The 13,410-nt window shown below is 73.4% G+C and carries 13 protein-coding genes; 12 read left to right on the forward strand and 1 reads right to left on the reverse strand.

Translation table 11 applies throughout. From position 1 onward, the window contains the following. Positions 1-77: 77 nt before the first annotated feature. The 12 genes from AC4BGE_RS12660 (at position 78) to npdG (ending at position 12,857) form a co-directional block, all read left to right on the forward strand. Positions 78-1,100 (forward strand): TRAP transporter substrate-binding protein, encoded by a 1,023-nt coding sequence (locus tag AC4BGE_RS12660; protein ID WP_490575512.1) that lies wholly within the window; start codon positions 78-80, stop codon positions 1,098-1,100. A gap of 1 nt (position 1,101) precedes the next feature. Next, entirely contained in the window at positions 1,102-1,707 is a 606-nt protein-coding gene (locus AC4BGE_RS12665) for a TRAP transporter small permease subunit (RefSeq protein WP_490575513.1), read from the forward strand. Next, the gene (locus AC4BGE_RS12670; protein WP_490571225.1) at positions 1,704-3,002 is read left to right on the forward strand and encodes a TRAP transporter large permease; all 1,299 of its coding nucleotides are present in this window, start codon (positions 1,704-1,706) and stop codon (positions 3,000-3,002) included. Before AC4BGE_RS12665 ends, AC4BGE_RS12670 begins: the two co-directional genes overlap by 4 nt. A 59-nt stretch (positions 3,003-3,061) precedes the next feature. Beyond that, complete coding sequence (locus tag AC4BGE_RS12675) at positions 3,062-4,078, forward strand: hypothetical protein (protein WP_490575514.1); 1,017 nt, start codon at positions 3,062-3,064, stop codon at positions 4,076-4,078. Beyond that, on the forward strand, positions 4,075-5,751 hold the full coding sequence (locus AC4BGE_RS12680) for a hypothetical protein (protein ID WP_490575515.1): 1,677 nt from the start codon (positions 4,075-4,077) through the stop codon (positions 5,749-5,751). The genes AC4BGE_RS12675 and AC4BGE_RS12680 overlap by 4 nt, the downstream gene beginning before the upstream one ends. Before the next feature lie 68 nt (positions 5,752-5,819). Then, complete coding sequence (locus tag AC4BGE_RS12685; protein ID WP_490575516.1) at positions 5,820-6,482, forward strand: nitroreductase; 663 nt, start codon at positions 5,820-5,822, stop codon at positions 6,480-6,482. A 174-nt stretch (positions 6,483-6,656) separates the two neighbouring features. Next, entirely contained in the window at positions 6,657-7,676 is a 1,020-nt protein-coding gene (locus AC4BGE_RS12690; RefSeq protein ID WP_490575517.1) for a putative F420-0 ABC transporter substrate-binding protein, read from the forward strand. After that, positions 7,673-8,767, forward strand: a complete 1,095-nt coding sequence (locus tag AC4BGE_RS12695; protein ID WP_490575518.1) for a putative F420-0 ABC transporter permease subunit — start codon at positions 7,673-7,675, stop codon at positions 8,765-8,767. Before AC4BGE_RS12690 ends, AC4BGE_RS12695 begins: the two co-directional genes overlap by 4 nt. Next, the gene (locus AC4BGE_RS12700; RefSeq protein ID WP_490575519.1) at positions 8,764-9,639 is read left to right on the forward strand and encodes an ABC transporter ATP-binding protein; all 876 of its coding nucleotides are present in this window, start codon (positions 8,764-8,766) and stop codon (positions 9,637-9,639) included. The genes AC4BGE_RS12695 and AC4BGE_RS12700 overlap by 4 nt, the downstream gene beginning before the upstream one ends. Positions 9,640-9,688: 49 nt before the next feature. After that, positions 9,689-10,696, forward strand: a complete 1,008-nt coding sequence (locus AC4BGE_RS12705; RefSeq protein ID WP_490575520.1) for a TIGR03557 family F420-dependent LLM class oxidoreductase — start codon at positions 9,689-9,691, stop codon at positions 10,694-10,696. A gap of 72 nt (positions 10,697-10,768) precedes the next feature. Then, positions 10,769-12,100, forward strand: a complete 1,332-nt coding sequence (locus tag AC4BGE_RS12710; protein WP_490571216.1) for an MFS transporter — start codon at positions 10,769-10,771, stop codon at positions 12,098-12,100. Positions 12,101-12,188: 88 nt separating this feature from the next. Then, the gene (gene npdG / locus AC4BGE_RS12715) at positions 12,189-12,857 is read left to right on the forward strand and encodes an NADPH-dependent F420 reductase (protein WP_490571215.1); all 669 of its coding nucleotides are present in this window, start codon (positions 12,189-12,191) and stop codon (positions 12,855-12,857) included. Positions 12,858-12,936: 79 nt separating this feature from the next. Here the strand turns inward: npdG and fdxA are convergent, their stop codons facing one another. Further along, positions 12,937-13,260: a ferredoxin gene (fdxA, locus tag AC4BGE_RS12720; RefSeq protein WP_490575521.1), complete on the reverse strand. Its 324-nt coding sequence runs from the start codon at positions 13,258-13,260 to the stop codon at positions 12,937-12,939. Positions 13,261-13,410 lie beyond the last annotated feature (150 nt).

Here is a 13,410-nt window from a genome sequence, read left to right on the forward strand (position 1 = left end):
ACTCCTGGTCAAAAAGACTATGCGCATGATAAGAAGCATTAAGGGTTTGTTATCTCACTCACATCGGAGTCTCCCGCATGATCGCCAAGCGCCCCGTCCTCGGTCTCCTCACCGCCATGGTCCTGGGAGGTGTCGCCGCCTGTGGCGGCTCCGACGACGCCAGTGGCGAGCAGAGCTTCGACATGTACACCCACGTCGGGCTCGACCACCCGGTCAACCTCGAGCTCCAGGCCTTCGCCGACGAGGTCGAGGAGAAGACCGACGGTCGCCTCACGTTCGTCCTCCGCCCCGCCGGCGAGGTCCCGTACACCCAGGACGAGGCGCTGGACACGATGCGCTCCAACCTGATGGACGCCACCCTCGCCACCACGGGCTCCGTCGGCGGCGACGAGCCGCTCTTCGACGTGCCGAGCTTCCCCTTCCTGCTCAGCAGCGAGGAGGACCTCGAGGCGGTCCGCCCGGTGATCAACGAGCACTTCGACCCGGTCCTGGAGCAGAAGCACAACATGGTCCGGCTCGGCGAGTACGTCTGGCCGCCGCAGGAGCTGTGGCTGGCCGACGAGTCCGTCTCCACCATCGGCGACGCCGAGGGCGCCAAGGTGCGGGTCTTCAACACCTCCTTCTCCACGGCCAGCACCGAGATGGGGATGGAGCCGGTGACGATGCCGGCCGCCGAGGTCAACTCCTCCATCCAGCGCGGCGTGATCGAGGGCGCCTGGACGTCGGTCTCCCACGCCGTCGGGTCGAGCCTGCCCGAGCTCGCCAAGTCGGTGATCAAGACCGACGCCGGCTACATCTACGACTTCTTCGGGATCCGCGCCGACATCTGGAAGGACCTCAGCGCCGAGGACCAGGAGATCCTGCGCACCGCCGGCGCCAGCGCCACCGAGCGGCTGATGGAGGTGCAGATCGGCTCCGGCGAGGACGAGTTCTGGCAGGCGGTCGAGGACGCCGGGACCAACATCGTCGAGCCCGACGAGGCGGAGCTCGCCCAGATCGTCGACGCCCTCAGCCCGAAGTACGACGAGTGGGCCGCGGACCGCGGCCCGGACGCCGAAGCGCTGCTCGCCGACATCCGCGCCGCCCTCGGCGAGAACTGAGATGACCGACCTGGACGCCGCGGCTGCGGCGCCGCCACCCCGGGGGGAGCCGGCCGGGCCGACCCGGCCGGCCGGGTGGGCCGGTCGCGGGGTGGACCTGGTCGGCCGCGCCGCCGACACGCTGGCCGCGCTGGCCCTGGTCGGCGTGCTCGGGATCATGGTGGTGGAGATCGCCTACCGCACGTTCTGGGGCCGCTCCACGCTCGTCGCCGACGAGTACAGCGCCTACGGGCTGGTCATCTTGTCGTTCCTCGGGCTGGCCGGGGCGCTGCGCTCCGGCCAGCACGTCCGGCTGACCATCCTGCTCCAGTGGCTGGGCAAGCGGTTCGGACCGCGACCCGAGGCCGCGCTCCAGGTCGTCTCCTGCCTCGCGCTGCTGGTCTTCACCTGCGTCCTGGGCTACCACCTCGGTGAGCTCGCCCTGAACTCCTACGACAACGGGACGGTCTCGGTCACCATCGCCCGGACGCCCCTGTGGATCGTCCAGTCCTTCACCGTCATCGGCTTCGCGGTGCTGGCGCTGGAGACGGTCCGTCAGACGCTCGTGGCCGTCGGCCAGTTCGTCCGCAACGAGCACCCGGCCACCGACGTGGAGGAGGTCCTGTGAGCCTCGCGACCGTCGTCCTGCTGGCGGCGACCCTGATCCTGCTGCTCGCCGGGGTGTGGGTGGGTGCGGCCCTCGGCCTCGCCGCCTTCCTCGCGGTGCTCAGCCACGAGGGCGGTGCGCCGTTCGGCGGCTTCGCCTACGCGGCGTGGAACGGCATCGACAACCCGGTCCTGACCGCCGTCCCCCTCTTCCTGCTGATGGGGCAGGTGGTGCTCCGCACGGGCATCAGCGCCGACTTCTACCGCGCCCTGGCGCTGTGGCTGGACAAGGCCCCGGGCGGTCTCCTGCAGACCAACATCGTGGCCTCGGGCGTCTTCAGCGCCATCGCGGGCAACAGCGTCGCCACCGCCGCGACGATCTCCGAGGTGGCCTACCCCGAGCTGCGCCGGCGCAACTACTCCACGCGACTCAGCGTCGGGTCGCTGGCCGGCGGCGGCACGCTCGGCATCCTCATCCCGCCCAGCATCCCGCTGATCCTCTACGCCGCGCTGGTCTCCGTCTCGGTCGTCGACCTCTTCGCGGCGGCCATCGTGCCCGGCCTGCTGATGCTCGCCGCCTTCATGGTCCATGTCGCGTTGGCGCACCGGCGCAACCCGATCCCCGTCGATCCGGCCGCCGAGGCCGTCGAGGTCACCCGGAGCGACCGCCTCGCGGCGCTGCGCGACCTGGTGCCGCTCGGCGTCCTGATCGTGGTGGTCCTGGGCGGGATCTACGCGGGCTACGTCACGGTGACCGAGGCCTCCGCGCTCGGCGCCGTGGGAGCGCTCCTCATCGCCGCCGCGATGCGCAAGCTCTCGTTCGCCAGGCTCTGGGAGATCCTGCGCCGCACCGCCGAGGTGACCGCGATGATCATGCTGATCATCGTGGGGGCGCACATGCTCTCCTACGCCCTGGCGATCACCGGTGGTGCGCGGGAGCTGGCCTCGGTGATCACCGACCTGGCGCCCAACAAGACCGTCTTCCTGCTCCTGGTCTACGTGCTCTTCCTCTTCCTGGGGCTCTTCATGGAAGGCATCTCGATGATGCTGCTGACCATGCCGATCCTCTTCCCGCTGCTCCAGCTCTACGAGGTGGACCTGGTCTGGTTCGCCATCGTGATGGTGATCCTGATCGAGATCGGGCTGATCACACCGCCGGTCGGGGTCAACCTCTTCATCCTGCAAGGGGTGTCGAAGGAGCCGCTCGGGGTGATCTTCCGGGGCGCGTTCCCCTACGTGCTGATCATGCTCGGGGCGGTCGGGGTGCTCACGGTCTTCCCCGAGATCGTGCTCTGGCTACCGGGTCGCGGGGGCTGACCGGGGGCCCACCGGCGCGCTGAGGTTTGAGGTGGCCCCCGCGGTGGGATCGTGCGGGGGTGAACACACGGGGGAGGTCGCGCGGCACGCGTCTGCGGGCGCATGCCGCCGCGCCGGCACTGGTCCTCGCGCTGGTCCTGGCGCTGGGCGGCTGCGGGGAGGACGGCGGAGCCGCCGACGGCCCTGACGCCCCATGGCGGACCAGCACCGACCCGGTGGAGACCGGGGGGTTCGCCTGGGCGACCGGCTCGGTCGTCACCCTGGGCGACGGCACCACCGTCGAGACCGGCGACCCGGTGCGGGCCTTCGTCGTCGCCGGGGACGGGGTCTTCTTCGTCCCCGGCGAGGGTGAGGGCGACGCCCTGCAGTTCTCCGGCGGCGACCTGTTCTTCGTCGCCCCCGGCGGGGAGCCGGTCGACACCGGCCTCGAGGTCGCGGACGACGCCCTGGCGGCCTCGCCGGACGGTGACACCCTCGTCGTCCTCGAGGCCGACTACGACACGGGTGAGGCCGCGCTGCGGATCTTCGACCTGGCCGGCGGGGAGGCACTGACCTCCGCCGACGGCATGGAGCCCGAGGCCGAGGACCCGGTCCACCAGCTGCTCGAGGCGGAGGTCCAGGTCTGGGGGATCACCGACGACGAGGTCCACGTGGCCGCCCGCGAGGGGGACTTCGTCTACGACCTCGCCACCGGGGAGGGACGCCCGGCGGGCGAGGACGACGTGCGCGGGGGAGGCGACGCGCTGGTCAGCCCCGACGGGCACTGGTCGATCGAGAAGCCCGACGCCGGACCGGACCGGGTGGTCGGCCGCGCGGGTGAGGAGGTCGCCCTCTCCGTCGACGAGCCGCGCTGGTGGCTCTCCTGGTGGGCCGACCAGGAGACCGTGGTCGGCATGGTCGTCACCGGTCCCGGCACGGGGAAGCGGATGGCGCCCGGCGACACGGCGACGCTGATGTCGTGCCTCGTGCCGTCGGGGTCGTGCACGACGTGGCCGGACTCCACCGGCCGCAGGATCGTGCTGCCCGCCGGCGCGACGGAGTTCGCGGCCGTCGACCTGGGAGGAGTGGACGGATGACCAACCCGGAGATCGAGTACCGCAGGATCGTCTCGGGCGACGCCGCCGCCCTGCGGACCAGGCTCGCCACGCTGGAAGGCGTGATCCACGACATCGCCGGCGTCGACGAGGACCTCACCCAGGCCCAGGAGGTCCCGGTGTGGTCCGGGCCGGCGGCGTCCTCGTACCTGCTCCGCGCCAACGGCCTGCAGCGGGGCCTCTCGGTGACCCGCTCCGCGGTCGCCCGCGCCCGCTGGGCCCTGGACGCGGCGATCCGCGCCTACGAGACCGCCGAGACGAACGCCGATCACTACATCGGCTGCTGGCGCAACCGGCCCGCCGGCTGGCCGCCGGTCGTCGAGGAGATCTTCGCCCGGCTGGTCAACGCGCGCCTGATCGACGTCGGGAAGTCCTACAACCAGCAGCTCGCCGCCATCCGGGCGGTGCTGACCGGCGACGAGGTGAGCCTCGACGAGCTCGACGAGGAGACCCGGGAGTGGGTCAAGGACGGGCTGGCGAAGAACCAGGAGTGGCTGGAGGGCAACGACAGCAGCCTCGGACCCCGGATCCCGAACATCGGGGCAGGCGGCGACTCCCGGGGCTGGATCCCGCAGGGCCTCGGCTACGACCCGGAGACCGGGACCCTGATGCAGGGCTACTACATCAAGGGGCCCGACGGGAAAGGGCTGGAGTCCTACCTGTCCGTCATCGACGAGGTGACCGGGCAGGAGACGGGCTCGGTCAAGCTCGGGGGACCGCTGGACCCCAACGGGATCCCGCGCGACGGCGACCAGCCCAAGCACGCCGGTGGGGTGAGTGTCGACGGCGACAAGGTCTACGTCGCCGACAACGGCAAGCTCTTCACCTACTCGATGAAGGCGATCCGAAGCGCCAAGGACGGCGAGACCGTGCCGGCCTCGTCGATCCAGGACGGGGTCTCCGGCGGCTCCTACTCGGCGATGAAGGACGGCCGTCTCTACCTCGGCCACCACGAGCAGGACAAGCTCTACGTCTATGAGAGGTCCGGCGGCGAGTGGGTGAAGGTGGACTCGATCGACACCCCGCCCAACGTCCAGGGCGTCGTGGTCCGTGACGACGAGATCGTCTACAGCTCCTCCTACGGCCGGCACGAGGGGAACAGCCAGCTCTACGTCGGCGACTTCGACGGCTCCTACGGCGACCCGTACCCGCTGCCGAGCATGTCCCAGGGCGTCGTCGAGGTGGACGGCGAGCTGATCGTGACCTACGAGTCGGGTGCCGAGGAGTTCGACCACGCCAACAAGAGCACCGGCATGCTCTGGTGGAAGGAGGACCAGGAGCTGTGGGGCAACCCCCACATGACGCGGACGCCGCTCTCCGAGCTCGGCCTGGGCGGTGCCGGGGAGGAGTTCGAGGTCGAGCCCGAGACGCTGCGCACCGCCGCCGCCGAGCACGGCCCACCCGCCGGTGACCTGAAGGCGATCGGGGCCGAGCTCGACGGCGTCCGGGTGCCCGCCCACCTGCTCGGCGAGGTGCCGGGGGCGGGCCCCACCGCCAGGACGGTGGTCCGGTTGGTCGGAGCCGCCGCCGACAGCTCCCGCTCGGGCGCGGCCGCCGTCGCCGCGGTCGCCGAGCTGCTGCGCTCCAGCGCCACCGACTACGAGCGCGCCGACGTGTTCGTGGAGCGCGGCATGCGCGGGATGACACCGGACTGAGCGCCTAACTGAGCGCCTAACTGAGCGCCGGACCGGGCGTTGGGGGCCCGCCTGAGAGGATCGGCGGCATGGAGTTCGCCGACGTCCTCGCCGCCCGCCACAGCTGCCGCGCCTTCCGTGGCGAGGAGGTGCCCGAGGAGGTCCTCGGCCGCCTCTTCGCGCTGGCCCAGCACACCCCGTCGTGGTGCAACACCCAGCCCTGGCAGGTGCACCTGGTCTCCGGGCCCGCGATCAAGCGGTTCTCCGCCGAGCTGACCGACCACGTGCTCTCCCAGCCGCAGAGCCCCGACCTGGAGATGCCCGGCGGCTACTCCGGCGTCTACGCCGCGCGCCGCCGCGAGTCCGGCTTCGCGCTCTACGAGGCCGTCGGGGTGGCCCGCGACGACAAGCTCGCCCGGGGGGCCCAGGCGCTGCTCAACTACACCTTCTTCGGCGCCCCGCACGTCGCCGTGATCACCACCGACCGCGAGCAGGGCACCTACGGCGCCATCGACTGCGGCGGCTACGTCGCCACGTTGACCAACGCCGCCACCTCGCTGGGGCTGGCCTCGGTGGCGCAGGCCGCGATCGCCATGTATTCGGAGAAGGTGCGCGACTTCCTCGACCTGCCCGAGGACCGGCTGGTCGTCTGCGCGGTCTCCCTCGGGTACGTCGACGCCGACCACCCCGCCAACCGGTTCCGCACCTCCCGGGCGCCGGTGGGCGACGTCGTGGCCCACGTGCGGGACTGACCGCGCCCTCGCCCGCCCTCCTCCGGGCACGGGCGGCCGCACGGGTTAAGGTGTCCTCGATCACTCGGCCGTCTGTCCAGGCCGGGGAGTCGGACCCGGATTGGGGCGACGGATCGCCCGCGGTGACTGCCCGCGGCCGTCCCCTGTCACGCCCGGATCCGGAGGCCCTCCCACATGTCCCGTCGCCCACGGCAGCTCGCCGCGCGCCTCGCTCCCGTCGTCCTCGTCCTCGCCCTGGCCGGCTGCGGCCAGGACGACCAGCCCGACGACCAGCCGGGGGCCGACGCGGCGTCCGGCTACCCGGTGGTCGTCGACAACTGCGGCACCGAGGTGACCTTCGAGAGCGCGCCGCAGCGCGTCGTGACCATCAAGTCGACCTCGACCGAGCTGCTCCTCGCCCTGGGCGTGGGGGAGCGGATCGTCGCGCACGCCTTCCAGGACGGGCCGGTGCCCGAGCAGTGGGCCGACGAGGCCGCCTCGATCACCACCCTCTCCGACCAGGCCCCCAGCCAGGAGGTGGTGCTCGAGCAGGAGCCCGACCTGGTGCTGGCCGGCTGGGAGAGCAACCTCGCCGGGGACACCGCCGGCGAGCGGGAGAGCCTCGCCCGGCTGGGGGTCGACACCTACGTCGCCCCGGCGGCCTGCACGGCGCCCGAGCACCGGCCCGACCCGATGACCTACGACCTGCTCTTCGAGCAGTTCGAGGAGATGGGCCGGATCCTCGGGGTGCCCGACGCCGCGGCCGAGCTGGTCGCCGAGCAGCGTGCCGAGCTCGCGCAGGTGCCCCGGGCGCAGGAGGGCACCACCGCGCTGTGGTGGTCCTCGGGCACCGACACCCCCTTCGTGGGCGGCGGCATCGGCGCCCCCCAGATGGTGATGGAGGCGGTCGGCCTGGAGAACGTGGTGGCCGACGTCGACCAGACGTGGACCTCGCTGGGCTGGGAGTCGATCGTCGACGCCGACCCCGACGTGCTCGTCCTGGTCGACGCCGAGTGGAACCGGGCCGTGGACAAGATCGCGGAGCTGGAGTCGGACGCCGCCACCCGCGGGCTCTCCGCCGTCCGGCATCGGCGCTACCTCACCGTGTCGTTCCCCGCCGCGGAGGCCGGCGTCCGCTCGGTGCCCGCCGCCACCGAGCTGGCCCGGCAGCTCGACGATCTCGGGCTGCTGGCCGAAGGGGGGCAGGCGCCGTGACGCTCGCCCTGCAGGCGCGCCGGGCCGGGGGTGCCCCCGCCCCGGTCGCCCCCGCCCGCCGGCGCCGCAGGCCGGAGCCGTGGCTGCTCTGGCTGCCGGTGCTCCTCGTCGTGCTGGCGGGCTCGATCAGCTGGACGGTCACCATCGGCCCCGCCGACCTCGGCGTGCGCGAGGTGTGGGGGGTGATCGCGCAGCGCCTCGGGCTCGGCGCCCTCGGCCTGGGCGACACCGACGTCACCGCTCTGCGGGCCGGCATCGTCTGGGAGCTCCGGCTGCCCCGGGTGCTGACCGCCGCCGCCGTGGGGGCGGGGCTGGCGCTCAGCGGCGCGGTGATGCAGGCCCTGACCCGCAACCCGCTGGCCGACCCCTTCCTGCTGGGTCTCTCCTCGGGCGCCTCCACCGGCGCCGTGCTGGTGCTGCTGCTGGGGCTCTCGGTGATGCTTCCGCTCGCCGCCTTCGTGGGGGCGCTGACCGCGCTGGCCGCCACCCTCGGCCTGGCCCGCTCGCTGGGCGAGATCACCCCGAGCCGGACCGTGCTCGCCGGGCTCGCGGTCTCCTCGTTCGCCGGGGCGGTCACCTCGATGCTGGTCTTCTGGAACGCCGACGGCGACTCCTTCCGCGAGGTGCTCAACTGGATGCTCGGGTCGCTCGCCGGCGCCGACTGGACGGCAGTGACCATCGCCTGGTCGGTGCTGCTCCTCATCGGGGTCCCCGTGGTGCTGCAGGGCCGGGTGCTCGACGCCTTCGCCTTCGGCGACACCGCCGCGGCCGCGCTCGGCATCGACACCGGCCGGACCCGCTGGCTGCTGCTCGCCGGCTCCGCGCTGCTCACCGGCGCGATGGTCTCGGTCAGCGGCGCCATCGGCTTCGTCGGGCTCGTCCTGCCCAACGCCGTCCGGCTGGTGGTCGGCTCCCGCCACCGGCGGCTGCTGCCGCTCAGCGTGCTGACCGGCGCCATCTTCATGGTCTGGGTCGACACCCTCGCGCGCACCCTCTTCGACCCGCGCGAGGTGCCGGTCGGCATCATCACCGTGCTGGTCGGGGCTCCGGTCTTCGTGATGGTCCTGCTCTCCCACCGGGGGCGGGCATGAGCGGCAGCGCGTCGACCCCTCCCGGCGGCCCCGGCGGCCCCGGTGTCCCCGGTGTCCTGGGCGTCCAGGGGCTGTCGCGGGTCGTCGGTCGCCAGGTGCTGCTCGAGGACGCCTCCTTCGCGGTGCCCGGCGGCGGGTTGGTCGCCCTGGTGGGGCCCAACGGTGCCGGGAAGTCGAGCCTGCTGCGGCTGGTGGCCGGCACCGCCGCCTCCGACAGGCTGCCCGGGACGGCCAGGGGCGGCCTGCCCGCGCGCGTCGTCCTCGACGGGGTCGACCTGCTGGCCCTGCGCCGCCGGGAGCGGGCCCGGGTGGTGGCGCTGGTCGAGCAGGACGCCCGCGCGGAGTTCTCGCTGACCGTCCGGCAGGTCGTCGCGCTGGGGCGGATCCCGCACGAGTCGCCCTGGGCGGTGGCCGCCGGCGACGCGGCGGTCGTCGACGCCGCCCTGGCCCGGGTCGGCGCCGAGCACCTTGCCGACCGGTCGCTGGCGACGCTCTCGGGAGGCGAGCAGCAGCGGATCCAGCTCGCCCGGGCGCTCGCCCAGGAGCCCCGGCTGCTGCTCCTCGACGAGCCCACCAACCACCTCGACGTCCGCGCCCAGCTCGACACGCTCGCGCTGCTGCGCGAGATCGCCGGGACCGGCATCACCGTGATGGCCGCCCTCCACGACCTCAACCTGGCCGCGGCGCACTGCGACCACGTCGTCGTGGTGGCCCAGGGGCGGGTGCGGGCCGTCGGCGCGGTCGGCGACGTGCTCACCCCCGAGCTGATCGCCGCGACCTACGGCGTGGTGGCCGACGTGGTGGCCCATCCGCGGACCGGCCGCCCGCTGATCGCCTTCTCCCGGCAGGTGCACGCCTCCGCACCGGCCTAGCCGGAACCTAGACTGTGGCCCGGCGGGGGCGTCGAGGCGGGGAGGCAGCGTGCAGGCACGGGCGCAGGGACGCGTCGGGTACGTCGTACCGGTCGACGCGGTGACCCCCCGGGAGGCGGTCGAGCTCAGCGTGCTCGCCGAGCACGCGGGCTTCTCCGGCACCATGGCCGCCGACACGTTCCAGCCCTGGCTGCCCAGCCTCGGGCAGGCGCCGCACGCCTGGACTCTGCTCGGGGCGCTGGCCGAGCACACCAGCGGCGACTTCGGGGTGGGCATGGCCGCCTCCGGGGGGCGGATGCACCCGGCCGCCCTGGCCCAGGCGTCGGCGACGCTGGCGGCCCTGCACCCCGGTCGCCACTGGATCTCGCTCGGGGTCGGGGAGGCGCTGCACGAGCACGTCGTCGGGGGCTACTGGCCCGAGGCGCCCCAGCGCGTCGCTCGGCTCTTCGAGGCCGTCGAGCTGGTCAAGCGGCTCTACGCCGGCTCCCTGGCCGGTCGCGAGGTCCGCTACGACGGGGTCCACTTCCAGATGGAGAACTCCCGGCTGTGGACCATGCCGGAGCAGGCGCCGGCGGTGCTGGTGGCCACCAGCGGGCCGCAGACCGCCCGCCGGGCCGGCCGCAGCGCCGACGGGCTGCTGGCGGTCGCGGTGCGCCCGCAGCAGGCGGGCCTGCTGCTCGAGCGGTTCCGCGAGGGGGCCCGGGAGGGCGGCAAGGACCCGGCCACGATGCCGGCGTGGCTCCACCTCAACCTCAGCTGGGCCACGACCCGCGAGGAGGCGGTGCGGCACGTCGCCGAGCGCTACCCGATGGCCGCGATGCGGTTCGCCCGCGGCGACCTGCGCTCCCCGCACGTGGTGGAGCAGATCGCCCGGCTGGTGCGGCCCGAGGACTTCGAGGGCCGCCTCCCGGTGAGCGCCGACCCGGCCGACCACGTGGCCGAGATCCGCACCTACCTCGACCTCGGCTACGACCGGGTCTTCGTGCACAACGTCGGCCCCAACCAGGCCGCCTTCGTGCAGACCTTCGGCGAGAAGGTGCTGCCCGCGCTGGCCTGAGAGGTCGCGTGCCCGGACGTGCGCCGTGCGCGCCGGGGAATCAGCCGGCGCCCGCCGAAGTTGCCACCGGTCATGACCCCACACCAGGACGCGCGCCGCGTCTCGCTGCTGCTGGGGCTGCTCTTCGGGCTCGCGGGGATGGGCTCCTCCTCGGCGGCGATCGCGCTGCCGGCGGTGGCGGCGGAGTTCGACACCTCCGTCGGGGTCGCGGCCTGGACGATCAGCGGCTACGTGCTGCTGCTCGCCGTGGCCACCCCCATCTACGGCCGCGTCTCCGACCTGGTCGGGGTGCGGATCCCGCTGCTGGTCGGGGTCGGCCTGATGACGCTGGGCGCGCTGGGGGCGGCGGCCGCGAGCTCCTTCGAGCTGCTGCTCGTCATGCGCATCCTCCAGGGCGCCGGCGCGGCCGCCGTGCCCACGCTCGGGGTGACGGTGCTCAGCGCCCGCTACGACGGGGAGATCCGCGGCCTGGCGCTCGGCCGCCTCAGCGCCATGGCGGCCGCCCTGAGCTGCCTCGGGCCGCTGGCCGGCGGCGTCGTCGAGCACGCCGTCGGGTGGCGGAGCGTGATGGCGCTGCCGATCCTCGGCGTGCTGGTGCTGCCGCTGCTGTGGCGCGCCATCGCCGGCGGCGGCTCCGGAGCCCGCCTCGACGTGATCGGGGCCGTGCTGGTCGCCGGCACCTCCGCGGGCCTGGTGATGGTCGTGCAGTCGCCCTCGACGGGGCTGGTGGTGGCGGTCGTCGGGGTCGCCCTGATGGTGCTGGGCGTCCCGCTGGTGCTCCGCCGGGTGCGCCGGCACCCGCACGGCTTCCTGCCCGCCTCGGTGATCCGCAACGGCACGGTGGTGCGCTCGGCCCTGGCGGCCTCGGCGATGCCCGCCTCCTGGTTCGCGATGCTGGTCGGCGTGCCGGCCGCCCTGGTCGACGCCGGCTGGCCGGCGTGGCGGGTGGGGCTGCTGCTGGTGCCGAGCGCGGTGGCCGCCCTCTTCCTCCCGCGGGCCACCTCCTGGCTGCTCGCCACCCGCGGCGGGCCGCTCACCCTGGTGCTGGCCGCGGTGGTGGCCGCCGGCTCGATGCTGGTCTCCGCGCTGGCCACCGCGCAGGCCTGGCCGGTCGCGGTCGGGATCGCCGTGGTGCTGACCACCATCGCCTTCGGGCTCGGCCAGCCGGCGATGATCGCGGTCGTCGGCGACGCGGTCGACGCCGACGTCAGGGGCGCCGCGCTCGGCGTCGCGACGCTGGTCTTCCTGGTCGGCGGCAGCGTCGGCTCGGCGATGGTCGCCGGCCTGGGGGAGGTGCTCGGCATCCCCGGCAGCCTGCTGGTGCTGGCCCTGCTGCCGCTGCTGGGGATCCTCGCGGTGCTGCCCGAGGTGAGGCGGGAGCGCGCCGCGGCGAGGTCGACCTGAGGGGGCGGTCCGCGCCCGCGGCCGGTGCCGCGCAGGAGCGCCGGCCGCCCATACTATGTTCATAGATCCCCCAGCCTAGGAGAGTGCCTTGAACACCGAACTGACCAGCCGCACGATCGCCATCCTCGGAGGCACCGGACCGCAGGGGCGCGGGCTGGCCCGCCGCTTCGCGACGGCCGGCCTGACCGTCGTGCTGGGCAGCCGGGCGGCGGAGAAGGCCGAGCAGGCAGCCGCCGAGCTCGCCGCCGCCACGGGGGGCGACGTGACCGGGGCCGCCAACGCCGACGCCGCCGCGGCGGGCGACCTGGTGCTGGTCGTCGTCCCCTGGGACGGCCACGCCGAGCTCCTCGCCGACCTCAAGCCGCACCTGGACGGCAAGATCGTGGTGGACTGCGTCAACCCGCTCGGCTTCGACAAGCAGGGGGCCTACGCCCTCCCGGTGCCCGAGGGCTCGGCCACCGAGCAGGCCGCCGCGATCCTCACCGAGTCGACCGTGGTCGGGGCGTTCCACAACGTCTCAGCCGTGCTGCTGGAGGACCCCGAGGTCGAGCGCGTCGACACCGACGTCCTGGTCCTCGGCGACGAGCGCGAGGCCACCGACCTGGTGCAGGCGCTGGCCGACGCCGTCCCGGGGATGCGCGGCGTCTACGCCGGGCGCCGCCGCAACGCCCACCAGGTCGAGGCGCTGACCGCCAACCTGATCAGCATCAACCGCCGCTACAAGGCGCACGCCGGGGTCCGCGTCACCGACGTCTGAGGCGCCGACACGACAGCAGGCCTGCTCGGGGATCTCCCGGAGCAGGCCTGCTGTCATGTTCGTGTGCCGTGTGGCTGCGTCACTCCTGGTTCTGCGGAGGCAGCGCGGCGATGGTCGGGTGGTCCCGGTCGCTCACGTCGGTCTTCGAGGCGCCGCCCGGGGAGCCGATCTCGGAGAAGAACCCGACGTTGACGTCGTAGTAGTCCTTCCACTCCTCGGGGGTGTCGTCCTCGTAGAAGATCGCCTCGGCCGGGCAGACCGGCTCGCAGGCTCCGCAGTCGACGCACTCGTCGGGCTGGATGTAGAGCATCCGCTTGCCCTCGTAGATGCAGTCGACCGGGCACTCGTCGACGCAGGAACGGTCCTTGACGTCCACGCAGGGCTGCGCGATCACGTAGGTCATCGGGGGTCTCCTTCCACGGTCCAGGTGTCTTGTCCGTCGATCAGCGCCTGCAGGTTCGCCTCGCCCTCACCGACGCCGGCGAGGGTGAGCTGTTCGCGGGCCTGGTCGTCGTAGGTGGGGCGTTCGACGGCGCGGAAGATGCCGATGGGG

It is taken from the genome of Nocardioides sp. Z50_6 (assembly GCF_058215755.1).

Excerpts from the sequence above, each read along its gene's own strand:
- AC4BGE_RS12665 (WP_490575513.1), top strand. The coding sequence starts at position 1,102 with ATGACCGACCTGGACGCCGCGGCTGCGGCGCCGCCACCCCGGGGGGAG.
- AC4BGE_RS12660 (WP_490575512.1), top strand. The coding sequence starts at position 78 with ATGATCGCCAAGCGCCCCGTCCTCGGTCTCCTCACCGCCATGGTCCTG.
- AC4BGE_RS12685 (WP_490575516.1), top strand. The coding sequence starts at position 5,820 with ATGGAGTTCGCCGACGTCCTCGCCGCCCGCCACAGCTGCCGCGCCTTC.
- fdxA (WP_490575521.1), bottom strand. The coding sequence starts at position 13,260 with ATGACCTACGTGATCGCGCAGCCCTGCGTGGACGTCAAGGACCGTTCC.
- AC4BGE_RS12710 (WP_490571216.1), top strand. The coding sequence starts at position 10,769 with ATGACCCCACACCAGGACGCGCGCCGCGTCTCGCTGCTGCTGGGGCTG.
- AC4BGE_RS12700 (WP_490575519.1), top strand. The coding sequence starts at position 8,764 with ATGAGCGGCAGCGCGTCGACCCCTCCCGGCGGCCCCGGCGGCCCCGGT.
- AC4BGE_RS12680 (WP_490575515.1), top strand. The coding sequence starts at position 4,075 with ATGACCAACCCGGAGATCGAGTACCGCAGGATCGTCTCGGGCGACGCC.
- AC4BGE_RS12690 (WP_490575517.1), top strand. The coding sequence starts at position 6,657 with ATGTCCCGTCGCCCACGGCAGCTCGCCGCGCGCCTCGCTCCCGTCGTC.